Here is a 25,912-nt window from a genome sequence, read left to right as displayed (position 1 = left end):
GATTACCGTTCGATCGTGGAGGCTCGGGCCGGAATCGAACCGGCGTAGACGGCTTTGCAGGCCGCTGCATAACCACTTTGCTACCGAGCCGAAGGAGTGGGTAGGAGTGGCGAAACCCCAGCTCCCGAGCCTGCCGCCGAAACCTTGTTTGGGGTTCTAAGTTGCTGGCGACACTGAAGAAATTGGAGCGGGAAACGAGGCTCGAACTCGCGACCTCAACCTTGGCAAGGTTGCGCTCTACCAACTGAGCTATTCCCGCTTTGGACCCGAAGGGTGTGCCCCGTCGAGAGGCCGCTATTCTAGGGTCGAGTCGGAAACTGTCAAGGCGAGTCGTACAGTTATTGAAGGGAATTGCCATTCAAGTCGTGCCAGCCAGGATCTTCTGCAGCCACGCCAACATCACGTCGACCGCGGGCGCCGGATCTACCTCGCCGTCCTTCTCGGCATGAGCCGCCAGTTCCTGCCTGCGTTTGGCGAGCACCGTCGTCAACGACTCGGTATCCGCATGCAGCAGCTCACGCACGAGCTTCAGAATCAGTTTTGTCGCGAGAGCTTCAGCAACTCGCCGTCCGACGCTTCAGTGACGACATAGATGGCGCCGTCCGGCCCTTGTTGCACGTCGCGGATGCGCCTGCCGCGATCCTGCAGCAGCCATTCCTCGCCGACCACCTTGCCATCCTGCATCTGCAAGCGGACCAGCTTCATGCTGGTCAGGCCGCCGACGAAAATATTGCCTCGCCACTCGGGAAACATGCTGCCGTCGTACACGATCATGCCCGAGGGTGCGATCACCGGATCCCAGTAGTACACCGGCTGTTCCATGCCGGCCTTCGCGGTGATGCCTTCGCCGATCTTCGGCCCGCCATACTCGATGCCGTAAGTGATCACCGGCCAGCCGTAGTTCAAGCCCGGCTGCGGTTGATTCAGCTCGTCGCCGCCCCGCGGGCCATGCTCGATGGTCCACAGCCTGCCTTGCTGATCCAGCGCTGCGGCCTGGATGTTGCGATGACCGTACGACCAGATCTCCGGCCTGGCATCGCTGCGGCCGACGAACGGATTGTCCTCGGGCACGCTGCCGTCGAGATTGAGCCGCACGACTTTGCCGAAGTGGCTGTTCAGATCCTGCGAATGCACGCGAGTTTCGGGCAAGGAGCGCTCGCCGAGCGTAAGGAACAATTTGCCGTCCGGCGTAAACACGATGCGCGAGCCGAAATGCAGCCTGGAGGGAAAGGTCGGCATCTGCCGGAAGATGACTTGAACGTTCTCGACAGCACTGTCGTTTGCGGACAGCACGCCCTTGGCGAGCGTGGTGCCATTGCCGCCTTTACGAGGCTCGGCATAGGTCCAGTAGATGGTGCGATTGCTGGCGAACTGCGGATCGAGCGCGACGTCGAGCAAGCCGCCCTGGCCTTCGAAATACACCTTGGGCAGACCGGTGAGTGGCGCGGACACTTTGCCGTCCTGGTCGATGATGCGCAGGTTGCCCTGGCGCTCGGTCACCAGAATGCGCTGGTCGGGCAGGAACTCGAACGCCCATGCGCCGCTCAGTCCCTTCGCAACCACCGTGACGTCGATTGGGAACTCGCTCTTCAAGCCCGGCGCGCGGGTCTGGCCGGCAAAGGCGGGTTTGAAATCTTCGCCATTGGGCGGCCGGGTTTCCAAGGGTGAGCCATCGGCTGCCGCGGCGGGCGGTGCCGCTGCATGGGCATCGGCAGCCGTCTGCGCAGCTTCGCGCGAGCAGGCGGCACACAGTGCAAGCAGCGACAGTGTCGCGGCGGCTTTCAGCAACGATGAATGCTTGTGCGTCAGATCCATATGATGTCTCGCAATGTCTCGTTGATGGAGGCTGGACATGATGATGGGCGAGGTCCGGGAGTATATGCGCTATCCTCGCGTGATGAGCGACTCGTCTTCCGCCGCAACGCTGTCGGCCGCGCCAGCTCGTTGGACACCGCTGTACGCCACCACTGTGATTCTCGGGGCGTGCCTGTTGTTCCTGATCCAGCCATTGATCGCGAAAATCATTCTGCCGTGGTTTGGCGGCACCTCGGCCGTGTGGAGCGCGGCGCTGGTATTTTTTCAAGCGTGCGTGCTGGGCGGCTACACCTACGCGCATTGGTTGACGACTCGCATTTCGCCGCCGCGGCAAAGTCTGATTCACGCGGCGCTGCTGCTCGCCAGCTGCGCGATGATGCCGGTCCTGCCCGCTGAATCATTGCGCCCGGAGGGCACCGAGAATCCATCGCTGCAGATCCTGTTGTTGCTGACCGTGACCGTGGGACTGCCGGCGGTGATGCTGAGCTCGACCAGCCCGCTGCTGCAGGTGTGGTACATGCGGCGCACCGGCAGCGAGCCTCCTTACTGGCTGTTCGCGCTATCCAACGCCGGCTCGCTGCTGGCACTGCTGAGTTTTCCATTGGCCCTGGAGCCGGCGTTCACGTCGCATGCACTGGCCATGGGCTGGAGCGCGTTGTTCATCGTGTTCGCCGCCTTGTGTGTCGGCGCCGCTTATCTCAATAGTAATCAGCCGGCATTGGTAGCAGGCCCGTTCTCAGCGTTGGAAGGAGATGCGAACGCGCAGGCAGCGGAGTCCGCGCCGACCGTCGCGCGCATGCTCATGTGGCTGCTGTTGTCGGCAAGCGCCTCGGGCTTGCTGGTAACGGTGTCGGCCAACCTCAGCACCAACGTCGCGCCCATTCCATTGTTGTGGGTGGTGCCGCTGGCACTGTATCTGCTGACGTTCATCCTGGCCTTCGGCCATCACCGGCTCTATCAGCCGACCTGGTTCTTTCCCCTGGTGGCATTGGCTGTGGGCTGCCTGGCGTATCTCTACATGCAGCGGCTGGAAAACTTGCCCATCCAGTTCGTCGTTCCCGCGTACCTGGCGAGCCTGTTCATCGTCTGCATGGCATGTCACGGCGAGCTGGTGTTGCGTCGTCCGGCCGGGCGGTATCTGACGCGATACTATCTGCTGATATCGCTCGGCGGCGTGCTCGGCGGTGCCTTCGTCGGCCTGATCGCGCCTGTCATATTCGCCACCTATCTCGAATTTCCGCTGTTGCTGGTGGTTATCGCCGAGCTGTATGTCGTCATGCAGTGGCACCGGCGCGGCTCCCGGCGCACGCTGTGGTTGGTGAGAACCACCATGGTTGTGGGCGTGATTGCGCTGGTCGGCCTGCTCATGCTCTCGGAGATCGAAACGCGGCAGAGCAGCCTGCTGGTGCAAAGAAACTTCTACGGCGTGCTGAGTGTGCAGGACGATCCCATCAAATATTCGCTGGCGCGCCGTTATCTGATCCACGGCACGATCAGTCATGGCTATCAATATCTCCACGACAACTATCGGCTGCGGCCTGCGTCGTACTTCTCGCCGCACTCGGGTGTGGGACTGGCATTGACGGCACTACAGTCGCAAGGTCCGGTGAGAATGGGCGTGGTCGGCCTCGGCGTGGGCGTGATGTCGGGCTATGTTCGCCCCGAGGACTACGTGCGCCTGTACGAGATCAATCCCGACGTGCTGAAGATCGCCGATGAATATTTCACGTTTCTACCCACGGCGAGACAGAAGTCGAAGCAGGTGGAGGTTCTGCTCGGAGATGCCCGGCTGACGCTCGAAGGGCAGCCCCCGCAGGATTTCGATCTGTTGGCCATCGACGCGTTTTCCAGCGACGCGATTCCCACGCATCTGCTGACCAACGAAGCGTTCGAGCTGTATTTCAAGCATCTCGGGCCCGACGGCGTGCTGGCCGTGCATATTTCAAATCGTTTCGTCGACCTGGTGCCGGTGTGCGCGCGAGGAGCCGAGCACGTCGATCGCCCGGCGCGTGTCATACGCAGCGTCAGCGATGGCACGTACGACACCAGCGTCTGGGTGTTGATCACTGCGAACGAGGAATTGCTGGCGCGGCCGGAGTTCCAGGGCAGCAACAGCTACGCGGCCAGGGCGAACCATTCATTCAAAGGTTGGACGGATCAGTACAGCAGCCTGTGGCCGGTCCTGAATATTCGCGGCACCGCGCAAGCCTCGGTGCTCAATGCCGGGATCGAGGAAGTCGTGGTCAACTGAGCTCGCGTAACGGGTCGGGTGTCGGACGGCTGTCGAGACGCACGGCATTGCGCAGCGAATCGAGCAGGCGTTGCCAGGACGTGCGCCGGCGCGGCGCGGCGGCGGGCAATCCGAGGCGATCCCGCATGGCGCTGAAAATGGCATCGGGCACGCTGATGCGACAGGCCTTCTCCAGTCCCTGGAATCCGGGCGAGGAGTTGGCTTCGCAAATCCGATAACCATCGTCGTCGAGCAGAATGTCGACACCGGCTACGTCGAGGCCGAGCACGCTCGCGACCCGAACCGCAAGCTCCGCCATCTCTGCCGGCGGCTCGAACGCGGTACCGACACCGCCCAGAGAGATGTTGGATTTGAAGCTGCCGTCGGTGGAGCGACGCTCCATCGCCGCGACGGCGCGCCCGTTGATCACCAGCACGCGCACATCGCGGCCGTGACTCGCTTTCACGTATTGCTGAAATATGAAATCGGTGCCGGATTGCGCACCATCGAGCAGTTTGGCGAGATCGTCGAACTGTTCGCGATTCGCACACAGCATCACGCCATTGCCCCGCGTACCACGCAAAGTTTTCACGACCACGGGAAAGCCGAGCTCGCGCTCGATCAAGCTCACGTCCACCGGGAACTTGCCCAGGATGGTCTTGGGAATGGGGATGCCGGCACTGGAAAGAATCTGCAGGGTCTGCAGCTTATCGGCAACGGCTTCGACCGCGGCCGGGCTGTTCACCATGGCGATGCCCTGACGTTCGAAATGCCGCAGCACCGCCAGCGTGAAATAACTGGTTTCGCTGCCGGTCCGCGGGATGATCAGGTCGGGCTTGGGAAGCTTGCGGCCCTGATACACGGCGGACCAGCCCTCGGTGGCGTCCACGATCAGCTCGAAATCACGCGGATTGAGGACGTCGAGCGCGATGCCGGACTGCGCGGCAGCCTGCTGAAAACGAAACACTTCCGCCGCTTCCGGTACGTCGCGACGCAATTCGCGATGGAAGAGTAGCCAGCAATGCATGCTACGGTCCTCAGCTGCCGGAGGTGAATGAACGCGCATGCTGCCCGCATGCCGAGGGGGATGTCTATTTCAGAGTGGTTATAAGCTACGCTCGAGCTCGGCAAAACGTTCCGGTCCGCCGTGAAGATTCGACGTGGCGTCTACGTAATGCATTCCCGACGGCCACCTTATCGCGCCAGGCCGCTAGGCACCGCCAGCGCCATCCGCATCGCGCCTTTGAGCTTGCGCCACGATGAACCCGGAATGCTGAAGCTGTCGCGATAGGTCCGCCAGCCGGCGCGCACTTTGCCTGCTTTGGTTTGCAACAACGCGGCGTCGATGTGTTCTTTGACCAGGCGATCTCGATACGCGCGCCGGTCACCCTCGCGAGTGACGTGCGGTTCGATTGCCTTGAGTCCATCGAGCTTATTCAAGGCAGTTGCCAACGGATCGGGGGCGGCATTGGCATGGCAGCGAACTTCGGCGAGAACCACGTCGGTGAACAGCACGCCGCCCGCCAGGAAGGCTTTGAGCGCGAAGCCGATATCCTCGCCGGGCGAGGCATCGAAACGCAGGTGTTCGATCATGCTGCGGCGGAACATCATGACCTGCGGGTAAGCGGGAATGTCCTCGAACGCCACGAGGGTGCTGAAAGCTTTTTCCTTGGGGATGCGGCCGTGGGCAAACGGCTCGTCCTTCAACAGCACCGGCCGCTTGATTGCGGGATACGAATGGAACTGGTCGCCCAGCACTTTGCCGGTGCCGTGCTCGAAGCGCACGAAGTTGCTGAAGATCGAGCCGGCCGTCGGGTCCTCGGACAGATAGCCGTGCAGCATCTCGAGGAAAATGGGGCGCCAGCGATCGTGTGCGTCCAGAAAGGCGATGTATTCGCCACGCGCCGCGTCCAATCCGGCATTCCGAGCGCTCGCGACGCCAGCGTGCGGCTGGCGGATGTACTGAATGCGACGGTCCTTGTAGCGGCCAACCACGTCGGCAGTGTTGTCGGTGGAGCCATCGTCGATCACTATGATCTGCTCTGGCTGCAACCTCTGCGCCAGGATGGAATCCAGCGCCTCGCGGATGAAGCGAGCGCTGTTGTAGGTCGGCACGATGACGCTGATCGAGGCCCGCGAGGGCTGGTGAGCGGGTTCAGACATTGACATGCCGGAATTCTCTCGTAGACCGGCAGCGAAAAGAAGCGCCGCTAAGGTGAGGGCACCGCCGGGGCGAACGCCGGCTCCTGGTCCTCGATCGACGGCAGGAACTTGGGAATCAGGCGCGCCTTGGCACGTTGCTCGAATGCGTAGCCCGCCGCGAGCAACAAATCTTCCGACCACGGCGCGCCGATGAAGGAGAGGCCCAGCGGCAGTCCCTTCAAGTCACCCATGGGCACAGTCAGGTGCGGAAAGCCCGCCACTGCCGGCATGGAGCTGAAGGAGCCGGCGGAACGGCTGCCATTGACGCTGTCGATGCGCCAGGCCACGCCCGTCGTCGGAGCGACCAGCAGATCGAGCTTGTCCTCGGCCAGCATCTTCAGGATGCCTTCCACGCTCGCGAGTCGCTTGGAATCGGCGCGTGCGGTCGCATACTTCGGATCACTCAACGGCGGCATGCTTTCGGCCTTCTCGAAGATCTCCTGGCCGAACAACGCCAGCTCCGCCGGTGTGCGCTTGTTGAGCTCGATCAGCTGCGCCAGCGTGCGCGAAGCGATTTTCGCAGGCGAGGAGGCGAGATAGGCGTTCAGGTCGTTCTTGAATTCGGCGTGCATCACGAAGCGCTCGGCTTCGCGCATCTTGTCGATACCTGGCATGCTGACTTCCACCAACGTCGCGCCGCCTTCTTTCAAATGATTCAAGGCGCGCTCATACACCGGGTCGATGTTGGTGTTGCTGCCGGCCGGGAAGCGCAGTACGCCGATGCGCTTGCCGTTCAGCGCGGTGGGCACCAGCCCTTGGGTGTAATCGGCTTTGGCGCAACCGGCGGAGGGTGGATCGCACGCCGGGGCATCTCCCACGAGTGCCGTGAGCAGCAGTGCCGCGTCCTTCACATTGGTGGTCATCGGGCCGGCCGTGTCCTGGCTGTGCGCGATGGGAATGATGTATCTGGCGGAGAGCAGCCCCAGCGTGGGCTTCAATCCCACCACGCCGTTCATCGCCGACGGGCACACGATAGAGCCATCGGTCTCCGTGCCAATTCCCACTGGCGCCAGCGCCGCGGCGACGGCAACGCCGGTGCCGGCGCTGGAGCCGCAAGGAGAACGGTCGAGCACATGTGGATTCTTCGCCAGGCCGCCGACCGCGCTCCAGCCGCTGATGGAGTTGGTGGAACGGAAGTTCGCCCACTCGCTCAAATTGGTCTTGCCCAGGATGATGGCGCCGGATTTGCGCAGGTTGGCGATGATGGGCGCATCACGCTTGGTCACGTTGTCGAGCAGCGCCAGCGAGCCGGCTGTGGTCGGCATGGGATCGGCGGTCTCGATGTTGTCCTTTACCAGCACGGGAATGCCATGCATCGGTCCGCGTGGCCCCTTGGACCGCAGCTCCTTGTCCAACGCGCGCGCCTGCTCCAGCGCCTGCGGATTGATGGAGATGACCGAGCGCAGCTGCGGCCCGTTGCGATCGATGGCCTCGATCCTGCGAATGAACGCCTGGACCAGCTCGGCCGAAGTGGTCTTGCGGGAATCGAGATCGGCGCGCAGCTCGCTTACGGTGCGATGGTCCGCCTGTTCAGCGGCGTCAACTGCACCGGCCGCCACGGACAACGCAGCCAGGAGTGCCAATGAATAGCGCAAGGGGCCCTGGAAGCGATTGGTTTTCGGGGCGAGCATCATGGATTCCACCAGCGCCGGAGACGGCTCGGGCGTGTATATCCAACCTGAGCGCCAGCGACAAGCTGAAGGCAGTGTGATCCATCGCACATGCCGCGCGCCTGCGTGGACCCGGAATCTGGCAAGTTGCCGGCCTTAGCTCCGATAATCCGCCGCTGGCACGCTGGTTGGACTGGAGGATCCATGATCGTCTGGCGCGAGAAGTTTCGGGCTGTTCTGCTGCACTTCATGGTTACCCTGGTCATGGCGCTGGGCGCCGCGGGGCTCATCTTCCTGGTGTGGTACCCGGATCCGTTCCAGACCATGGTGGGCGGCACGCGTTTCTTCCTGCTGATCTGCATCTGCGATCTGGTGCTCGGCCCGCTCACCTCCCTGATCATCTACAACAGCAAGAAGACACGCCGCGCGTTGATCTTCGACTACACCGTGGTCGGCATCGTACAGCTGGCGGCATTCGTCTATGGCGTCGTGTCCATCGCCAACGCGCGGCCGGTTTACGTCGCGTGGGCGAAAGACCGTTTCGAGGTCGTGATGGCGGAGGATCTCGACGACGAGGATCTCGCGGCCGCGCAGGACCCCTACCGCACACGTCCGAAATGGGGGCCGGTGCTGATCGGCACGCAACGACCTAGCACGAGCGAGGAGCGCAATGACCTGCTGTTCGCGGCGCTGGAGCGTGGCAAGGACATCCAGAACTTCCCACGCTACTTCGTGCCTTACGAGCAGGTGACCGAGCAAGTGAAAGAAGCGTCATTGCCGCTGGACAAGCTATACAAGCGCCGGCCCGAGGCCCGGGCGGCAATCGCCGCGCAGCACCTGAATGTGCCCGAAGAGCAGTTGCGCTGGGCGCCCATCCACAGCCCCCGCATGTACTGGACCGTGCTGGTGGATGGCAAGAGCGGCGAGCTGCTGTGCTATCTGCCGGTCGATCCCTACGACTCCTGACCCGGCGATTCAGAAACGATTCGCGGGCTGACGAAGAACAGCTAGTATCGTTCCTCAATCCATCGCACGGGGCGAGCGGTGCTGTACGGGGCGATCGAAGGCGGCGGAACCAAGTTCGTATGCGCGGTCGGGACGTCGCCCGGCGACGTGTTGGACAGCGTGGTGCTGCCGACTTCGAGTCCCGAGTCGACGCTGGCAGCCTGCGTCGACTTCTTCAGCGCGGCCGAGCGCAAGCTCGGAGCTATCGATGCGTTCGGCTTCGCCTGTTTCGGCCCGATCGATCTGCGCAGGCATGGGCCCACTCACGGCCAGATGCTGGCCACGCCCAAGCCGGGCTGGTCACGTGTGCAGTTGCTTGCTTCGCTGCGCTCGAAATTCAATGTGCCGATCGCGCTCGATACCGATGTTGCGGCGGCCGCACTGGCCGAGTGGCGCCTGGGAGCCGGGCAGGGACTGGGCTGCATCGCGTATGTCACGGTGGGCACCGGTATCGGTGGCGGCGTTGCGCCTAACGAGCTTGCAGGCCGATGTCTGCTGCATCCGGAGATGGGACACATTCTGGTGCGGCGTGATCCACGCGACACAGACTTCCCGGGAGTCTGTCCGTTTCATGGCGATTGCCTCGAAGGTCTGGCGAGCGGACCGGCAATTCAGGCTCGCTGGCGAGGTCAGCTCGACTCGTTGCCACCCCATCACGAGGCGTGGTCCATCATCGGCGGATATCTGGGACAGTTGGCGGCGACGATCGCGCTGCTGGTCTCGGTGCAGCGTGTGATCTTTGGTGGCGGAGTAATGGCCAATGGCCTGCTGCTGCCTCACATCCGCAACGCCGCTGCCAATGTTCTTCAAGGGTATCTGGAGCCGCTCAGTCAGCCCGGCGCACTCGACGACTACATCCGTACTCCTCAATTGGGCACTCGAGCCGGTATCAGCGGCGCGTTCTTGCTGGCCGAGCAGGCCGCAGCCGGTTCGACCGGCCGTTGCAGTTAAAGGCCGTACGTCCAGCTCGCACTCTTGAATCCACGCCTGGCGTCTTCGAAATAGTCATTGTCAGTGGGCCGTTGATACATCGTGCCGAACGCGATCTGCGCCTGCGTGGCGAGTAAAGTGTGAGCTGTGTCACTCGGCGCCTGCAGTGATGTCATGCTACGCGTGACGGATTCTACGATCCCAGCCTAACTGCTCAGCATCTGTCTGAGAGAAACAACTATAACGCGTGAGCGGCAGCACAGTCCGCGCTGTTCTCTGCGGGTGATGTCTCATGGCGTCGCTCGGTGTTCGCCCTGGAGACATTCAGGGATTGTCCGCGCTTTATCCCAAGTGCTTTCCGGCCGATACGCAACCGAGAAGCCGAAGGATGCAAGCATGGATCTGAAACAGTCACCGACAGCGACGAACGACGCCATGCGCCTGCATGGAGAGATGACCATCTATCGCGCCAGCGAAGTGGCTCAGACATTGCTCGCCGCCGTCGCCGCTCATGAAGGAGATGTGATTCTCGACTTGTCTGCGGTAACCGAGTTCGACACCGCCGGGCTGCAACTGGTGTTGATGGCGCGGCGCCTCGCCGGAAGCAATGGTCGCCGCCTGGATGTGGTGCAGCCGAGCGAATGCGTGGCCGAAGTGCTCGGCCTGTGCAATGTCTCGCTAACCAACGATTCGCAACAGCAGGCTGCGTCATGACCACCGATTCAGCTCTGCCGACTTTCGTGGCGGAAAGCCGCGAGTTGTTGCGCCAGATGGAAGCGGCCTTGCTCGAGTGCGAGCAGGGTGACGCCGATGTCGAGGCCGTCAACGCGATCTTCCGCGCGGCCCACACCATCAAAGGTTCTTCCGGCCTGTTCGGACTGGATCACATCGTCGCTTTCACTCACGTGGTCGAAAGCGTGCTCGATCGTGTGCGCGCCAATACCCTGCAGATGGACAAGGAGCTCGCAGCCATCCTGCTCGAGTGCCGAGATCACATGGAGCAGCTGGTGGATGCCGTCGCTGCCGGCAAGGACCAGGATGCTTCGCTCGCCGCCAATGGCGCGAGACTGTTGCAGAAGTTGAATGGCCGCACTGGCGGCCCGGTGCAGGCGACCGGCTCTACGCAGGCTGTTGCAACTCCCGCGGACTCGGCGGCAGCGATCGCGCGCTGGCAGATTTCCGTGCAGTTCCATACCGAAGTGCTTCGCAACGGTATGGACCCGCTATCGTTCATTCGCTACCTGGGCACGCTCGGCGAGATCGTCGAGTTGCATTTGCTGACCGAGCGCTTGCCCCCGGTCGATGAGTTCGACCCCGAGGCCTGTTACTTGGGCTTCCAGATCGAGCTGGCGAGCAGCGAAACCCAGCAGCGCATCGAAGGCGCGTTCGAGTTCGTGCGTGAGGATTGTACCCTGCAAGTGCAGCCGAAAGCGTCGAATACGAACGATGCTGCGAGCGAGCAGCGCGCGGCGATCGACGTGAAGGACAGCCAGAACGGCAAGAGCACCAAAGACGGCAAGCCGGGCGACAATCGCTCGTTGCGCGTCGACGGTGACAAGCTCGACAGGCTCATCGATCTGATCGGCGAGCTGGTGACGGCAGGTGCCGCCACGACGGTGACTGCGCGCAAGGCCGGTCTGTCCGAGCTCAACGAATCGACGCTGCGCCTGGCGCGTCTCGTCGAAGAAGTGCGAGATCAGGCGCTCAAACTGCGCATGGTGCAGATCGGACCGACGTTCTCGCGCTTTCAGCGCATCGTGCGTGACGTGGCTCGTGAGATCGGCAAGCAAATCCGGCTGGAGATCGGCGGCGCCGAGACCGAGCTGGACAAGACCTTGATCGAGAGCATCACCGATCCATTGACGCACCTGGTGCGCAACGCCGTCGATCACGGCATCGAGACGGCCGAAGTTCGCCGCAGCCGGGGCAAGAACGCCGAAGGCGTGGTGCGGTTGCATGCGTATCACGACTCCGGCTCGGTGGTCATCGAAGTGGCCGACGACGGCGGCGGACTGAGGCGTGAGCGCATCATCGCCAAGGCGATCGAGCGCGGCCTGATCACCGATGGCAGCGCGCTGAGCGACAGCGAAGTCTTCGCGCTCATCTTCGAGCCTGGCTTCTCCACCGCCGAGCAGGTGACGAATCTTTCCGGCCGCGGCGTGGGCATGGACGTGGTCAAGCGCAACGTGAATGCACTGCGCGGCACGGTGGAGCTGGACAGCGAGGAGGGCGTGGGCACGACCGTGCGCATTCGCCTGCCGCTGACGCTTGCCATCATCGACGGCTTCCTGGTCGGCGTCGGCGGATCCTCGTTCGTCATTCCGCTCGAGCTGGTCGAGGAATGCGTCGAGATCGGCGAGGAGCATCGCTCGACCGACAACGATCAACGCTATATCAACCTGCGCGGCACGGTACTGCCGTTCATTCGCCTGCGCGAGATGTTTTCTGTGCAATCGTCCATTTCGCGGCGCGAGAGCATCGTCGTGATCCGTTGCGCCGGAAAGCGCTGCGGCATCGTCGTCGATGAGCTGCTCGGCGAGCTGCAGACGGTGATCAAACCCTTGTCACGGCTGTTCAGCCGCATCCGGGGTATCGGTGGATCGACCATTCTCGGCACTGGCCAGTTGGCGCTGATTCTGGACGTTCCCAGTTTGCTGGAAATTTGTTTGAACTCGCGCCAGGCCCAGCCAACCGCACGCCGCGCGCTCGTCGATTAACTGCCTTTCAAGGGGGGCTCATGTTCAAGAATCTTAAGATTGGTGTCCGGCTGGCTTTGAGCTTCGGGCTCATCCTGCTGCTGCTCGGCGCCGTGACTTATGTAGGAACCGACGGCTTTCAGCTGATGAAGGCCAGCGTGGACGACATTGTCGACAATCGTATTCCAAAGCTGGAGATCGCGGCCGAAATGAAACTGAATGCGCAGAGGCTTGCGCTGGTGGCCCGTGATCAAGCGCTTGCCACCGATGCCAAGGCATTCGACAAAGCCCTGCAGCAGATGCAGGCCGCACGCGAGCGCAACGATGAGATCCTGGACATCATGGGCAAGAGCGCCGATACCGAGCGCGCCAAGGAAGTCGTGGCGAACATTCACAAGGCGCGCGCAGAGTACAGAAAGGCGCAGAACACGCTGATCGAGTTGTTGCAGGCTGGCAAGAAGGCTGAAGCCGTGAAATGGCTGCAAACCGAGCAGAGTGAAGCTGGCGAAGGCATGGTTGCCGCCGCCGATGCCTACTTCGACTATCAGAAGGAGTCCGTCGCCGAGGGTGGCCGACGGGCGGACGAGACCTATGCCCAAGCTCGCAAGATGATGCTGAGCGGAGCCGGCATCGCTGCTCTGCTGGCGTTGATCGCCGGCGCGTGGGTCACCCTCTCGATCACGCGCCCGATCGGACTGGCGGCGTCGGTTGCCAATCGCATGGCTGAAGGCGATCTGACCGCCCGCGTCACTGCGGACTCGCGCGACGAGGCCGGCATGCTGCTGCAAGCGATCGGCACGATGACCGAGCGGCTTTCGCAGGTGGTGGGCGAAGTACGCTCGTCGGCGGATACGCTGACCAGCGCATCGGAAGAAATGTCGGCCACCGCGCAATCGCTGTCTCAGGCGTCGACCCAGCAGGCATCGAGCGTCGAGGAAACGTCCGCTTCCGTCGAGCAGATGACGGCGTCCATCGGCCAGAACACCGACAACGCCAAGATCACCGATCAGATGGCGAGCAAGGCCGCGGCCGAAGCCGCCGAAGGCGGTCAGGCCGTGCGCCAGACGGTCGAGGCGATGAAGCAGATCGCGCAGAAGATTTCGATCATCGACGACATCGCGTATCAGACCAATCTGCTGGCACTGAACGCCGCTATCGAAGCGGCTCGCGCCGGGGAGCACGGCAAGGGCTTCGCGGTGGTCGCGGCTGAAGTTCGCAAGCTCGCCGAGCGCTCGCAGGTGGCGGCACAGGAGATCGGCGAAGTGGCCGGTTCGTCGGTGGAGCTGGCGGAGCGCGCCGGCAAGCTGCTCGACGAGATGGTGCCCGCCATTCGCAAGACTTCCGAGCTGGTGCAGGAAATCACCGCGGCCAGCCAGGAACAGTCCTCGGGCGTGGGCCAGATCAACACCGCGATGACCCAGCTGTCGCAGTTGACGCAGCAGAATGCGTCCTCGAGTGAAGAGCTGGCGGCGACCGCCGAGGAAACCAGCAGCCAGGCGCAACAGCTGCAGGCCGCGATCTCCTTCTTCAAGATCGAAGGCGCGAACTCGTCAGCGAAGCCGGCCGCCAAGGCCGCGACTCGCACCAGCCGCGCATCGTCCAACTGGGCGCCCAAGTCGCAGCCGGCCATCCCGGTCGTGCCCATGGCCGCGCACGCTTACGGTAGTGAGCTGGGCAACGGTCATGGCAACGGTCATGGCAATGCTCAGGGCAATGGCCTGGGCAACGGCAAGGCGAACGGCAATGGCCACGATCACAGCGTGCCGCTCGAGCAGTTCGTGCGCTTCTAGGAGTCGACAATGACCACTGCAACCGCTGTTCTCGCCGAGCAGGACATCGAGCGCCGGCACGACCAGAATCAGTATCTGACGTTCGTGCTCGGCCGCGAGACCTTCGCTCTGGGCATTCTGTCGATCAAGGAGATCCTGGAGTACTCGGCGCCCACCGAGATTCCCATGATGCCGGCGTTCATTCGCGGCGTGGTGAATCTGCGCGGCGCCGCCGTCCCGGTGGTCGATCTGTGTGCGCGCTTCGGACGGCAGAGCACGCCGGTGACGAAGAAGACCTGCGTCGTGATCATCGAGACGCGCGTCGGCGAAGAAAGCCACGTCATCGGCGTGGTGGTCGATGCAGTCAACGAAGTGCTGGAGATCCCGCACAGTGACATCGAGCCCGCGCCGAGCTTCGGTGCCTCGATTCGCGCCGATTTCATTCAAGGCATGGGCAAGGTGCGCGGCAAGTTCGTGATCATTCTCGATGTGGATCGCGTGCTGTGCATCGAAGAGATGGAGATGCTGACGCAGGCGTCCGCGGACAGTGGCGTCGTGCAGTCGGCTGCGTAACACGGCAATGGATAGAGTAGTCAGACTATTCTCGCGCGCGCGCGCGGCGCCCGAGGTCAAAGCGGAGAGCAACGTAGGCGAGGCCGTGTGCATGCAGGCGCTGCCGATCTGGTGCAAACAGATCGAGACCGCGCGCGTGCAGACGGAGGAAGCCATCGTTGCTCTCAGTGCCCGCTTCGCCGCCATCGTCGGCCGGCTCGACCTGGCGTTGGACGCTTCTCAGCACAATGGCGGCGCCGGTCTGTCGCAAGCGCTGGAGGAGGGCAGATCCGAGCTGGCACGCGTGATGGAGGCACTGAACGAGATTCACCGCAGCCGCTCGACCCTGGCCGAACAGATCCGCTCGCTCGCTGCGCACAGCTCGGAGCTTGCCAAGATGGCGAGCGAGGTCGAGATGATCGCCTTCCAGACCAACATGCTGGCGCTCAACGCGGCGATCGAAGCGGCGCACGTCGGCGATGCCGGTCGAGGTTTCGCCGTGGTTGCACACGAGGTGCGCAATCTCGCCAATGCATCTCGCGACACTGGCAAAGGCATCACGCAGAAGATCGCGCTGGTGAATCAATCGCTGGCACAGATCATCGACACGAACGAGACGGTATCCGTGCGCGAAGGTGAAGCCCTGCGCGACTCGGGCAATCGCATTCAAGGCGTGCTGGTGCAGTTCAGCGAGCTGAGTGAAGGGCTCGCGCGCTCCAGCGAGGACTTGCGCCGCGAAGGCAGCGTCATCAAGGACGAGATCACCGAGTCGATGGTACAGCTGCAGTTCCAGGACCGAGTAGGACAGATCATGGCGCAGGTCGTCGGCAGCATGCGCGATCTCGACGAGAGCGCACGCGCCGTGAGCAACGGCGAGCAATCGGGCATCGATGCCGTCGCGTACATGTCGCAGATGGCCAGTACGTATACCACCGAAGAACAGCGCCGCAATCACCAGGAGAGCGCCCATCCACAAGAGACGACCAGCGAGCCGCCGGCGACGCTCAAGGTACAGGGCGGGTCCGACATTGAATACTTTTGAGTGGGGTAAAGGTAAATGTCCAAGCGAATCCTGATCGTCGACGACTCCGCCTCGGTGCGGCAGGTCTCGAACATGGCGCTGACGCGCGCCGGTTATGAAGTCATCGAAGCCGTTGACGGGCAGGACGCGCTCGGCAAGCTCGCTGGCAAGATCAACCTGATCATCAGCGACGTGAACATGCCGCGCATGGACGGCATCTCGTTCCTCAAAGCCGTCAAAGCGCATCCGAACTACAAGTTCACGCCGGTGATCATGCTGACCACCGAAGCCGGTGAGGACAAGAAGAACGAGGGCCGCGCCGCCGGCGCCAAGGCCTGGATCGTCAAGCCGTTCCAGCCGCAAACCATGTTGGATGCCGTCGCCAAGCTCTGCCTGGCATAGCCGTTCGCTGTGCTGAGGCACGCGCCGACTCCCGCACGATGTCTCAACGATGACGACCAGTATCACTGACAAGGAATTCGCGCTCTTCCAGCGTTTCATCTTCGACGCCGCCGGCATCACGCTGTCCGAATCGAAGAAGGCGCTGGTGAGCAGCCGGCTCTCGAAGCGTCTCGATGAACGCAGGCTGAGCTCGTTCGCCGATTACTTCAAGGTGCTCTCCAGCGGCCAGGACGCGCAGGAGGTGCAGGTCGCCATCGACCTGCTCACCACCAACGAGACGTATTTCTTTCGCGAGTCGAAACATTTCGAGCTGCTGCGCGAGCAGGCGGAACAGGCACGCGGCCGAAGCACGCCTTTCAAGGTGTGGAGCGCGGCATGCTCGACGGGAGAAGAGACGTACAGCATCGCGATGGTATTGGCGGCGACTTTGCAGTACGCACCCTTCGAAGTGCTCGGCTCCGATATCAGTTCGCGCGTGCTCGACAGAGCGCGCACAGGCCATTATCCGGTCTCTCGGGCGACGCACATTCCGCGCGCTTACCTGCAACAGTTCTGCCTGCGCGGCACGCAGGATCAGGAAGGCACCATCCTGGTCGACCGACCGTTGCGTGAGCGTGTGCGCTTCATGCTCATCAATCTGAACACGACCTTGCCCAGGATCGGACCGTTCGACGTAATCTTCCTGCGCAACGTGATGATCTATTTCAGCGCCGATACCAAGCGGCAGGTGGCCGAGCGTGCGTTGTCCGTGCTCAAGCCCGGCGGCTACCTGCTGATCGGCCATGCGGAAACGCTGAACGAGCTCAATGTGAATGCCATCGCGGTGGCACCCTCGATCTATCGTAAACCCGGATGAGCGAGCGCGGCCTGCAACCCAAGTCCCTGCAACGCGTGCAGGTGATGATCGTCGATGACTCGGCGGTGGTGCGCCAGGCGCTGACTGAAGTGCTGAATGCCGATCCGGGCATCGAAGTGCTGTGTGCGGTGGCCGATCCGTTGCTGGCGATGGAACGCATGAAGGTGCGTTGGCCGCAGGTCATCGTGCTCGATGTGGAAATGCCGCGCATGGACGGGCTGACCTTCCTGCGCAAGATCATGAGCGAGCGGCCGACGCCGGTGGTGATCTGCTCGACGCTGACGGAAGCGGGTGCGGCGACGACGCTGGAAGCCCTCGCAGCCGGTGCGGTCAGCATCGTCACCAAGCCCAAGCTCGGACTGCGACGTTTCATCGAGGATGCCTCGGCCGACCTGGCGACGGCGGTGAAGGCTGCCTCTCATGCCAATGTGAGCAGGCTCAAGCCTGCTGCGCGTCCCGAGCCGGCTCCGTCAGTACCACCCAAGCTCACTGCCGACGCGATCCTCTCGCCGAGCGGGTCCAGAGCCATGCAACAGACCACCGAGCGCATCATTGCGATCGGCACGTCGACGGGCGGCACGCAGGCGCTGGAGCAAGTGTTGACGCGCTTGCCGCGTGTGAGCCCGGGCATTGCCGTTGTTCAGCACATGCCGGAGAAGTTCACCGCGGCGTTCGCCAGCCGCTTGAACAGTATGTGCGAGATTGAAGTTCGCGAGGCTAAGCACGGTGACCGGTTGTTGCCGGGCCAGGCCCTGATCGCGCCCGGCGGCAAGCACATGATGCTCAAGCGCAGCGGCGCCTACTACTACATGGAAGTGGTCGATGGACCGCTGGTGAATCGTCATCGTCCGTCGGTGGATGTGTTGTTCCGTTCGACGGCAAAGTGTGCCGGCCCCAATGCGCTGGGCATCATCATGACGGGCATGGGCGATGACGGTGCGCGCGGCTTGAAGGAAATGCGGGATACCGGCGCCAGCACGATCGCGCAGGACGAGGCGAGCTGCGTGGTGTTCGGCATGCCGAAGGAAGCGATTCGGATGGGCGGCGTGCAACGAGTGCAATCGCTGCAGGATCTGCCTCGGTGCATGCTGGAGTTCGGTGCCGGCAAGCGCATGGAGGGGAAATGACCATGACGGCCGCTCTCTCGCTCTCTAGCCTGTGACGATCGAATCGTTGCTCGATGACGGCCGGTGCCCGGCGACGAGCTCATCGGCTGGATGAAACAGCATCGAGTGCAATCGGCACAGCTGCGCACGTAGTTTGAGCTACACTGGTCGCCGCGGATCTACGAGTCAGCGGCATGTTCAGCGCGCATCCACTACAGCGTCGGCAGTTTCTTCAGGCAATGATGGCGGCCGCCATGCCGCTCGGCCTGGCCGCGTGCGCGGGTGGCGATGACTCGAATGAGTTGGTCGTTGGCGGCTTGCCGGTCACTTGCAACCTGACGCTGCCCGTTGCGTGTGTGGCTCGAAGCAAGGCACAGGCCGCAGGGGCGCAGGGGCTGGCCTTCCGATACAGCAAATATAGCGGCTGGCCGGAGATCAAAGAGTCCTTGATGGCCGGTCGTATCCAGGCGGCCTACATGCTCGCGCCGCTGGTGATGGACCTGGCGGACAACAAGATCCCGGTGAAGATCGTCTCGCTCGGGCATCGCTCCGGCGCGGTGATCATGGTGCGCACCGACTCGGCGTACCAGAACTTTCGTCAATTGAGCGGCAAGCGCATCGCCATCCCGAGCCGTTTCGCCGTGGATTTCCTGTTCCTGCGCAAGATGCTGGCGCAGGAGGGCATGACGCCCGACGATATTGTCATCTATGAAATGCCGCCGCCGGACATGCCGGCCGCATTGTATGCAAATGCCGTCGATGCCTATTGCACGGGAGAGCCCTTCGGAGCGTCGGCGCAGAGCGCCGGCTACGCACGGCCCTTACGAATGACCCGTGATGAATGGCGCAACTACATTTGTTGTGTGCTCACGGTGCGCGAGGAGCTGATTCAATCCAATCCAGCGGCGGTGCAGGATCTGGTCAACTACGTGCTGGGCGCGGGGCGCTGGCTGGACGAGCAGCAGATCAACCGCGACAAGGCGGTGCAGATCGCGGCGGGGCGGCAGTATTTCAATCAGGATCCGAACATCATCAAGTTCGTGATGGAGAATCCGACGGACCGCGTTACTTACGGCGATTTGCGCATGATTCGTGAGGAATTCGAGGAGCTGATGCAGCTGTCCATCGAAGCGGGCACCATCAAGCATCCGATCGCCTACCCAACCTATATGGACGAGAGATTCGCCCGGGCCGCCGAGCCGGTGACGATCGACATCTGAGACTGCCATGAAACATCAAGGGACTGTCGCTGGATCGTTGACCGTGGTGATGGCGTTGCTGTCGGCAGTTGCCGCGCTTGCCGGCGATCACGCGACGCTCAAGGCCGGTAGCTTCGAACCGCCGAGGGCGGCGCCCGAGCTGTCTCTGATTGCATCCAACGGCGGGACGCTGTCGCTGGCGGACTATCGTGGCAAGGTGATCCTGCTGGGGTTCGGGTTCACTTCGTGCCCCGAAGTCTGTCCCACGACGCTGGCCGTGCTCGCGCAAGCTCGCAAGCGGCTGGGCGGACAAGGCGAGCAGGTGCAGGTCGTCTATGTCACCGTCGATCCCGAGCGGGACAGCGCGGATCGCATGAAAGCCTATCTCCATGGTTTCGATCCGACATTCGTCGGAGGTACCGGCACGCCCGCGCAACTCGCCGAAGTCCGCAAGAACTATGGCGTCATGGCGGAGCGCAAACCCTTGGGCAACAGCTATACGGTCGGGCACTCTTCATCCGTGTACCTGATCGACCGCGATGGCCTGCTGCGGGCAATGATGCCGTATGGGCGGACGCCCGATGACTACGTGCACGACGTTCGAGCGCTGCTGAACGAATGACCCGGCTCCTGCGTCGAGGGTCATTGACTGCGGCTATCGCCCTGGCTGCCGTCATTGCTTGGGCTGCCCTCGCGCCTGTGCCAACATCCACGACTCGCGAACAACCATTCATCATTCCAGAGGGAACGTGGGCACGCCGGATGTCAGGGGAGCGGGTCGATATCTTGCCGCAGAAGATTCGCCTCACGCTCGGCATCAACGACGTGCTGTTTCTGAAGAACCAGGACACGGTGCCGCAGACCTTCGGGCCCGCGCTCTTGATGCCCGGCCAGAGTTTTCGGCTGCCGTTCGAGCTGGCCTCTGAATATCAGTTCGCTTGCACCGCGCACAGCAGCGGGCAGATGACTATCATCGTCGATCCGTTTCCAGCATCGCCGTGGGGTCGGCTGCGCTGGCGGACGTTGCAGCTGATCGAAGCCTTCGGCAATAAAACACATGAACCCGCGTCGTGACGATTTCGCTCCGGTGAGAGCCGGCGCATGAGCAAACTTCGGCAGTCCCTGCCGGGCATCGCGATCATCATCTTGCTGCTCGCCGCCTGGTGGGTGATCGTGATCGCCACGCGCAGCGTGATCTTTCCGACGCCCTGGCAGGTGGTCACCGGCACGACCGAGCTGATTCGCGACGGTACGCTGTGGATGCACATCGGTGCTTCGCTGGGACGCGTCGCCTCCGGATTCCTGCTGGCGGTAGTGGTTGCCGTGCCGCTGGGTTTGTGGATGGGCTGGACACGCGGTGCCTACGACACGCTGAATCCCTTATTTCAGATCCTGCGGCCGATTTCGCCGATCGCGTGGATTCCCATCGCCATTCTCTGGTTCGGTGTCGGCAACGCTTCGCCGATCTATTTGATCTTCATCTCCTCGGTGTTCCCGATGATCGTGCAGACCGTGGCCGGTGTGCACACCATCGAGAAGCGTTACCTGCGGGCTGCGGAGAATTTCGGCGTGTCGCGTTACACGTTGTTTACTCAGGTCGTGATTCCTGCCGTGTTGCCGCAGATCATCGTCGGCATGCGCATCGGGTTGGGAGTGGCCTGGCTGGTCGTGGTCGCTGCGGAAATGATCGCGCTGCGCTCGGGGCTTGGTTATTTGATCATCGACTCACGCAACGCCGGCAATCGCTATGACCTCGTGATCGCCGGCATGATCATCATCGGTTTGATCGGACTGTTGCTGGATGGGCTGATGCGGTTGCTGGAAGGCTTGAAGATCGTGAGGTGGCGCTATGCTCATTGAAGCGCGAGGGCGCTATGCTCACTAGAACCCTCACCAAAGCCTTGCCCACCAAGATCGAAGTCGCGGGCCTGCGCAAGAGTTTTGCCACCGACAAGGGCGCGCTGACCGTGGTCGACGACGTGAGCCTGCAAGTCGGGGATGGCGAGTTCATTGCCATCGTCGGTCCTTCGGGCTGCGGCAAATCCACGCTCATGCGCATGATCGCCGGCTTCATGCCGCCTGATGTCGGTCGCGTGGTCATCGACGGTGCCATACGCACTCAACCCAGCCCGCAGGGCATCCTCATCTCACAACATGGCTCGGTGTTTCCTTGGCTCACCGTGCAGCAGAACCTCATGTTCGGCCTCAACGGCGCTCAATCGATGAGCGAGAAGATCGCCATCGCAGATCACTACGCCGCCATCGTCGGCCTGAAGGGCTTCGAGAACAGCTATCCCCACGAGCTTTCCGGCGGCATGTTGAAGCGCGTCGAGATCGCTCGCGCGCTGGCTGTGAAGCCCGCCATCCTTTACATGGATGAACCGTTCTCGGCACTCGACGCCCTGATGAGTCTTCGCATGCGCAATGAATTGCTGAAGATCCTCGGCCGGGAGCGGCACACGGTGCTGTTGATCACCCACGACGTGGAGGAGGCGATCCATCTCGCCGACCGCGTGATGGTGCTGTCGCCTCGGCCGACCCGGATTCAGGCCACGTTCGAAGTGAACCTGCCGCACCCTCGCAAACTGACGAGCCCTGAGGTGCAGCAACTGCGCATGGATATCCTGAAGGAGCTCGGCGTGGACAGCGAGGCGTCGTAGGATCGGAGCATCGCGGCAGGCGCCTAGAGCTCGTCGATGCACATGCCGGCGGCAACATCACTTGCCGACGCGGCGAACGACAGCCACGGATAAACCTTCGGCAACTCCACTTCGAAGAAGAAGCGGCATGCGCGCAGCTTGCCGCGGTAATAGGGACGATCGTGCTGGCTGGCGGCATGCAACTTCGCCGCGCAGACGCAGGCCTGATCGAGCCACAGCCACGCGACGATTGAGTGCCCGAAGGCTGACAGGAACGGCGTAGCGTTGGCCAACACGCGCGGCTCATCCGCCAGGTCGAGAAGCACAGACACGGTATCCTCGATCGTCTGCCAGGCACGATCGAGCTCACTGGCATGACCGCTCAGCTCGGGCACGGAGCGTCCGTGCGTAACAGTGCGGCTCACGACCGATCGCAATTCACGCAGCGACTCGCCACGATCCCGCAGCACTTTGCGTCCGAGCAGATCGAGCGCCTGAATGCCGGTAGTGCCTTCATGGATCGGATTCAGGCGGTTGTCGCGGTAGAGCTGCTCGACATCGAAGTCGCGCGTATATCCCGCGCCCCCGTGCACTTGAATCGCCAGGTCGTTGGCAGCCAGCCCATACTCGGACGGCCACGTCTTGACGACCGGTGTGAGCAGTTCGATGCGTCTGGCAAGTTCCCTGCCGGTGTCTGAATCTCCCGCAAGCGACTTCTCGTCCAGTGTTCTGGCGCAATACAACACCAGCGCGAGGGCACCTTCGGCGTATGCCTTTTGAGCCAGCAGCATTCGTTTGACATCCGGATGCTCGATGATCATTACCGGCTGGTCTTGGGAGCGGGCGCCGAGCGGCCGACCTTGAGGACGCTCGCGAGCATACTGCACCGACTGCAAGTAGCCGCGATATCCCAACATGGCCGCGCCGAGACCCACGCCGATGCGTGCCTCGTTCATCATGTGAAACATGCATTGCAGGCCGCTGCCGACTTCTCCAATCAGATAGCCGATCGCGCCTTCGCGTCCGGAAGGCCGGCTGAATCCGCTACCGAAGCTCAACAGGCAATTGGTCGTGCCGCGATAGCCCATCTTGTGATTGAGACCCGAGACCACTACGTCATTGCGCGTACCGTCGGGCAGGATCTTGGGCACGATGAACAGCGAGATGCCGCGGACACCGGCCGCGATCCGGCCGTCCGCGTCCGGTGCCTTGGCGAGCACCAGGTGCACGATGTTCGGTGTGATGTCGTGATCACCGCCAGAGATCCACATCTTGTTGCCGCTGATGCGATAGCGCTTACCGTACTCATCTTCGCCATCCGGCATGGCGCGGCTGCGAATGTCTGCCAACGAGGAACCGGCGTGCGGCTCGGAGAGGCACATCGTTCCGAGAGAGCGCCCGGCGATCTGAGGTTCGGCGAATGTCGCGATCTGCTGTTTGGTGCCGAAGACGGAGATGAGCCTGGCATTGCCCATCGTGAGCATCATGTACGCGGCCGTTGCGACGTTGGCGCTCATCAGGATGGCTGAGGTAGCCGACTGGACGACATGAGGAAGCTGAGTGCCGCCGAGCTCCGGCGCGAAAGCAATTCCGAACAGGCCGGCCTCGGCTGCCGCGTGCACGGCCGCCCGGATTTCCGGAAGCACCCGGACCTCGCCGCCTTCCAGCAGATGTGGCTCGTTCAGATCTGCTGCCCGGTAGTGCGGCAGAAAGCGTTGCGTGGCGATCTGTTCCGCGAGGTCCAGCACGGCAGTGACAGTATCGCTGGAATGACCCTGATAGGGCTCGTGGTCGAACAGGGGGGCCACGTCCAGCCACTCGGCCAACATGAAATCCAGGTCACGGCGATTGATGATGTTCGATGTCATTGATCGGCTCTGCGCACGATGCGAAATTGCAGGAGGCCACTGTGCTTTACAGCGATGTGCAGCACCTGGCCGGTTGAGTCGGTGCTCATATGCGCCTCTTCGTTGGTTTCGACCTTGAATCCGGATGGATAGTGGATGCGGGGAAGGTAGATCTCGGTCGCCGCGGCGACGTTCGCATCGACCTCGATCGATACTTCGCAAATGCCCGTGGCGCCATTGAAGGCGAAGCGCTTCAGGGCACCCTGCGCACAACGTACGTAGGGCCGACAGAATCCGGGCACGGCGCGCCCGCCGGAGTCCGGATCGTCGGCATGCGTGCGCTGGTCCACGGAGTAGATCGACAGATCTTCCTGATTCCAACCGTCGCCGATGCGCTCATCGTTGCGGTTCGAGGCGCAGTAGTTCCATTGAGTCGAGCTCAAGAGCAACTCGTCCAGAGCGTCGTACATCAACGTCAACGCCGTGGTGTGAGGGGCCCACACGCCGTCGTCGCGCCGCCCCGCCGCCCACATGCGATAAGCCTCCGCACCGTTCATGTCATACGGGATGCCAAATTCGCCGATCAGCACGGGCAGATCGCGTGAAGCGTTGCGGCCACGGGCGGCCACGTCCGAAAGCTCGCGCACATAGCGGGCGCGCAGCTCATCCAGGCTGTCCGAGTAACGCTTCTCGCGCCAATCAAACGATCGAACACCATCGAATTGGCGTGCATACAGCAGGACCGCGTCGTACCAATGACATGCATTGACGGTCCCATCCGGAAGGCTCTTCGGAAAGGCGCGTCGGCCCGTGGCTCCATAGGGATCCAGCTCCGCGAAGACCAGCCAATCAGGCTGGAATTCGCGAATCGTGCGCGCCACGGCGCCGAAGAATGGAGCAAACCCATGCTCGGTGACCGACAGATCTTCAGCGCCGCGTCTCTTGAAGAACAAGTCGTCCAGGGGGCGCAGCTGTTTTGCCTCGCGAATGTACGCGCCCGCGCGCTCGAACGGGCATTCGGCTTCGTCGCGCCAGATGCGAATGCCCTCCGGGTTCAAGATTCGCTCGCCTTCGCTCTGCAGCTCGAAAGCCTCGGGGTTCAGGCGCAACCAGTCCACTGCCGTCGGTATCCCGTTTGCTATGGCCAGCGCATCGAGCGGCGAGAGCGCCGGCCCGGGGCGGGCAAAAGCCGAGTCCTCCGCGCTGGGCCCGACGTGACGATATGTGAGGCGATGCTCGAGCCAGCCCACGCCCGGCTCATTGAGCGTATCGAAGCCCAGCACATTGGGAAGCTTGCGAATGCGCCGGGCAATCTGAGTCATGGCCCCGAGCAAATGTCGTTGCAGATAGTGCTGCACGTTGAGGCCATCGATCGTGAAGCTCGGCGTGAGCCGGTTGCCGGCCCAGAAGAGGGTCCACATGATCGCGTTGGCTGGCAGCCGATAGTTGATGCCCCAGCTCATGGGCGGGTACGACGGCTGGCGCGGATTGGGATCGCCGTAGTCGAATGCGTGTTGCATCACGTGCGCCGCGCCGGCGCGAGCGAAGCGCGTGAAGTCCAAGCCCACCACTTCGAAGGTCCAGCCTGGCGCGCCATCGCCGCCCGACATGCGAGCCCAGACGTCCTGATGGAAATCCACGATCACATACAGGCCGTACTTGCCGGCCAGCTCGCATAGCTGGGTGAAGTAATCGAGATAGGCGGCATCGTACAAACCCGGACCGGTGTGCTCCACCGCTTCCCACGTGGTCAGCAAGCGCACACAGTTGAAGCCCCAATGCCGCAGCCGGCCGAAGTGCTCGGATGCTTCGCTCAGTGGAAATGGCCGGCCGACGAACGACACCGTGCGGTGGTCGGAGAAGTCGCCGGGCAGATGCGTGCCGCCGTTCGGATACGGCACCTTGCTGTCGCCGCCGAGATTCACGCCGCGCAGGATGATGTGACGGCCGTGCCGATCTCTGAAACGATTGCCGTCGATCTGCAACTGCGAAATCATGAATGGCCTGTGGAATGGAATGTTCGAAACCGAGGC

The 25,912-nt window shown here is 62.5% G+C and carries 23 protein-coding genes and 2 tRNA genes; 16 read left to right on the top strand and 9 right to left on the bottom strand.

Translation table 11 applies throughout. The features are described 5' to 3' along the window. Nucleotides 1–16: 16 nt before the first annotated feature. The 4 genes from VGE08_RS18225 to VGE08_RS18210 form a co-directional block, all read right to left on the bottom strand. Nucleotides 17–90 (bottom strand) — tRNA-Cys (locus VGE08_RS18225). Nucleotides 91–183: 93 nt separating this feature from the next. Then, nucleotides 184–259, bottom strand: a tRNA-Gly gene (locus VGE08_RS18220). A gap of 99 nt (nucleotides 260–358) precedes the next feature. Further along, nucleotides 359–523, bottom strand: coding sequence for a hypothetical protein (locus tag VGE08_RS18215; RefSeq protein ID WP_331069340.1), 165 nt, complete (start codon nucleotides 521–523; stop codon nucleotides 359–361). An 11-nt stretch (nucleotides 524–534) separates the two neighbouring features. Next, nucleotides 535–1,809, bottom strand: coding sequence for a PQQ-dependent sugar dehydrogenase (locus VGE08_RS18210; protein ID WP_414717509.1), 1,275 nt, complete (start codon nucleotides 1,807–1,809; stop codon nucleotides 535–537). A 46-nt stretch (nucleotides 1,810–1,855) separates the two neighbouring features. Here VGE08_RS18210 and VGE08_RS18205 point away from each other — a divergent pair, with 46 nt between their 5' ends. Beyond that, nucleotides 1,856–4,066, top strand: coding sequence for a fused MFS/spermidine synthase (locus tag VGE08_RS18205; protein ID WP_331069338.1), 2,211 nt, complete (start codon nucleotides 1,856–1,858; stop codon nucleotides 4,064–4,066). Here VGE08_RS18205 and VGE08_RS18200 read toward each other — a convergent pair. From VGE08_RS18200 to VGE08_RS18190, 3 genes are all read right to left on the bottom strand, one after another. Then, a complete protein-coding gene (locus tag VGE08_RS18200) occupies nucleotides 4,059–5,072 on the bottom strand; it encodes a RimK family alpha-L-glutamate ligase (protein WP_331069337.1) in 1,014 nt (337 codons plus the stop codon). The genes VGE08_RS18205 and VGE08_RS18200 overlap by 8 nt on opposite strands. Before the next feature lie 167 nt (nucleotides 5,073–5,239). Continuing rightward, nucleotides 5,240–6,214, bottom strand: a complete 975-nt coding sequence (locus tag VGE08_RS18195) for a glycosyltransferase family 2 protein (RefSeq protein WP_331069336.1) — start codon at nucleotides 6,212–6,214, stop codon at nucleotides 5,240–5,242. Nucleotides 6,215–6,255: 41 nt separating this feature from the next. Beyond that, entirely contained in the window at nucleotides 6,256–7,878 is a 1,623-nt protein-coding gene (locus VGE08_RS18190; RefSeq protein WP_331069335.1) for an amidase, read from the bottom strand. Nucleotides 7,879–8,061: 183 nt separating this feature from the next. Between VGE08_RS18190 and tfpZ the strand changes: the two genes are divergently transcribed. The 15 genes from tfpZ to VGE08_RS18115 all read left to right on the top strand — a co-directional run bounded on the left by tfpZ (nucleotide 8,062) and on the right by VGE08_RS18115 (nucleotide 22,053). Further along, on the top strand, nucleotides 8,062–8,823 hold the full coding sequence (gene tfpZ / locus VGE08_RS18185; protein WP_331069334.1) for a TfpX/TfpZ family type IV pilin accessory protein: 762 nt from the start codon (nucleotides 8,062–8,064) through the stop codon (nucleotides 8,821–8,823). Nucleotides 8,824–8,901: 78 nt separating this feature from the next. Further along, nucleotides 8,902–9,813 carry an ROK family protein gene (locus VGE08_RS18180; RefSeq protein WP_331069333.1) on the top strand — a complete coding sequence of 304 codons (912 nt, stop codon included), beginning with the start codon at nucleotides 8,902–8,904 and terminating at the stop codon, nucleotides 9,811–9,813. 375 nt (nucleotides 9,814–10,188) lie between these two features. Beyond that, nucleotides 10,189–10,506 (top strand): STAS domain-containing protein, encoded by a 318-nt coding sequence (locus tag VGE08_RS18175; RefSeq protein ID WP_331069332.1) that lies wholly within the window; start codon nucleotides 10,189–10,191, stop codon nucleotides 10,504–10,506. Then, nucleotides 10,503–12,509, top strand: coding sequence for a chemotaxis protein CheA (locus tag VGE08_RS18170; RefSeq protein ID WP_331069331.1), 2,007 nt, complete (start codon nucleotides 10,503–10,505; stop codon nucleotides 12,507–12,509). Before VGE08_RS18175 ends, VGE08_RS18170 begins: the two co-directional genes overlap by 4 nt. Before the next feature lie 20 nt (nucleotides 12,510–12,529). Beyond that, nucleotides 12,530–14,278: a methyl-accepting chemotaxis protein gene (locus VGE08_RS18165; protein ID WP_331069330.1), complete on the top strand. Its 1,749-nt coding sequence runs from the start codon at nucleotides 12,530–12,532 to the stop codon at nucleotides 14,276–14,278. Between the two features lie 9 nt (nucleotides 14,279–14,287). Next, entirely contained in the window at nucleotides 14,288–14,830 is a 543-nt protein-coding gene (locus VGE08_RS18160) for a chemotaxis protein CheW (protein ID WP_331069329.1), read from the top strand. 7 nt (nucleotides 14,831–14,837) lie between these two features. Further along, nucleotides 14,838–15,851 carry a methyl-accepting chemotaxis protein gene (locus VGE08_RS18155; RefSeq protein ID WP_331069328.1) on the top strand — a complete coding sequence of 338 codons (1,014 nt, stop codon included), beginning with the start codon at nucleotides 14,838–14,840 and terminating at the stop codon, nucleotides 15,849–15,851. 15 nt (nucleotides 15,852–15,866) lie between these two features. After that, nucleotides 15,867–16,232, top strand: a complete 366-nt coding sequence (locus VGE08_RS18150; protein WP_331069327.1) for a response regulator — start codon at nucleotides 15,867–15,869, stop codon at nucleotides 16,230–16,232. 49 nt (nucleotides 16,233–16,281) lie between these two features. Continuing rightward, the gene (locus tag VGE08_RS18145; RefSeq protein WP_331069326.1) at nucleotides 16,282–17,088 is read left to right on the top strand and encodes a protein-glutamate O-methyltransferase CheR; all 807 of its coding nucleotides are present in this window, start codon (nucleotides 16,282–16,284) and stop codon (nucleotides 17,086–17,088) included. After that, entirely contained in the window at nucleotides 17,085–18,215 is a 1,131-nt protein-coding gene (locus VGE08_RS18140) for a protein-glutamate methylesterase/protein-glutamine glutaminase (protein WP_331069325.1), read from the top strand. The genes VGE08_RS18145 and VGE08_RS18140 overlap by 4 nt, the downstream gene beginning before the upstream one ends. A 173-nt stretch (nucleotides 18,216–18,388) precedes the next feature. After that, nucleotides 18,389–19,414 (top strand): ABC transporter substrate-binding protein, encoded by a 1,026-nt coding sequence (locus VGE08_RS18135; RefSeq protein ID WP_331069324.1) that lies wholly within the window; start codon nucleotides 18,389–18,391, stop codon nucleotides 19,412–19,414. Nucleotides 19,415–19,421: 7 nt separating this feature from the next. Beyond that, nucleotides 19,422–20,015 (top strand): SCO family protein, encoded by a 594-nt coding sequence (locus VGE08_RS18130; RefSeq protein WP_331069323.1) that lies wholly within the window; start codon nucleotides 19,422–19,424, stop codon nucleotides 20,013–20,015. A gap of 140 nt (nucleotides 20,016–20,155) precedes the next feature. Next, the gene (locus tag VGE08_RS18125) at nucleotides 20,156–20,467 is read left to right on the top strand and encodes a hypothetical protein (RefSeq protein WP_331069322.1); all 312 of its coding nucleotides are present in this window, start codon (nucleotides 20,156–20,158) and stop codon (nucleotides 20,465–20,467) included. A 27-nt stretch (nucleotides 20,468–20,494) separates the two neighbouring features. Next, nucleotides 20,495–21,253 carry an ABC transporter permease gene (locus tag VGE08_RS18120; RefSeq protein WP_331069321.1) on the top strand — a complete coding sequence of 253 codons (759 nt, stop codon included), beginning with the start codon at nucleotides 20,495–20,497 and terminating at the stop codon, nucleotides 21,251–21,253. A gap of 14 nt (nucleotides 21,254–21,267) precedes the next feature. Further along, nucleotides 21,268–22,053 carry an ABC transporter ATP-binding protein gene (locus VGE08_RS18115; protein ID WP_331069320.1) on the top strand — a complete coding sequence of 262 codons (786 nt, stop codon included), beginning with the start codon at nucleotides 21,268–21,270 and terminating at the stop codon, nucleotides 22,051–22,053. A 23-nt stretch (nucleotides 22,054–22,076) separates the two neighbouring features. Here VGE08_RS18115 and VGE08_RS18110 read toward each other — a convergent pair whose 3' ends face one another. Both VGE08_RS18110 and VGE08_RS18105 read right to left on the bottom strand, forming a co-directional pair. Further along, nucleotides 22,077–23,900 (bottom strand): acyl-CoA dehydrogenase, encoded by a 1,824-nt coding sequence (locus tag VGE08_RS18110; protein WP_331069319.1) that lies wholly within the window; start codon nucleotides 23,898–23,900, stop codon nucleotides 22,077–22,079. After that, the gene (locus VGE08_RS18105) at nucleotides 23,897–25,876 is read right to left on the bottom strand and encodes a glycoside hydrolase family 5 protein (RefSeq protein WP_331069318.1); all 1,980 of its coding nucleotides are present in this window, start codon (nucleotides 25,874–25,876) and stop codon (nucleotides 23,897–23,899) included. Before VGE08_RS18105 ends, VGE08_RS18110 begins: the two co-directional genes overlap by 4 nt. Nucleotides 25,877–25,912 lie beyond the last annotated feature (36 nt).

This window comes from Steroidobacter sp. (assembly GCF_036406195.1).
GTDB lineage: Bacteria > Pseudomonadota > Gammaproteobacteria > Steroidobacterales > Steroidobacteraceae > Steroidobacter.
This window is presented reverse-complemented; position numbering and strand designations above follow the sequence as displayed.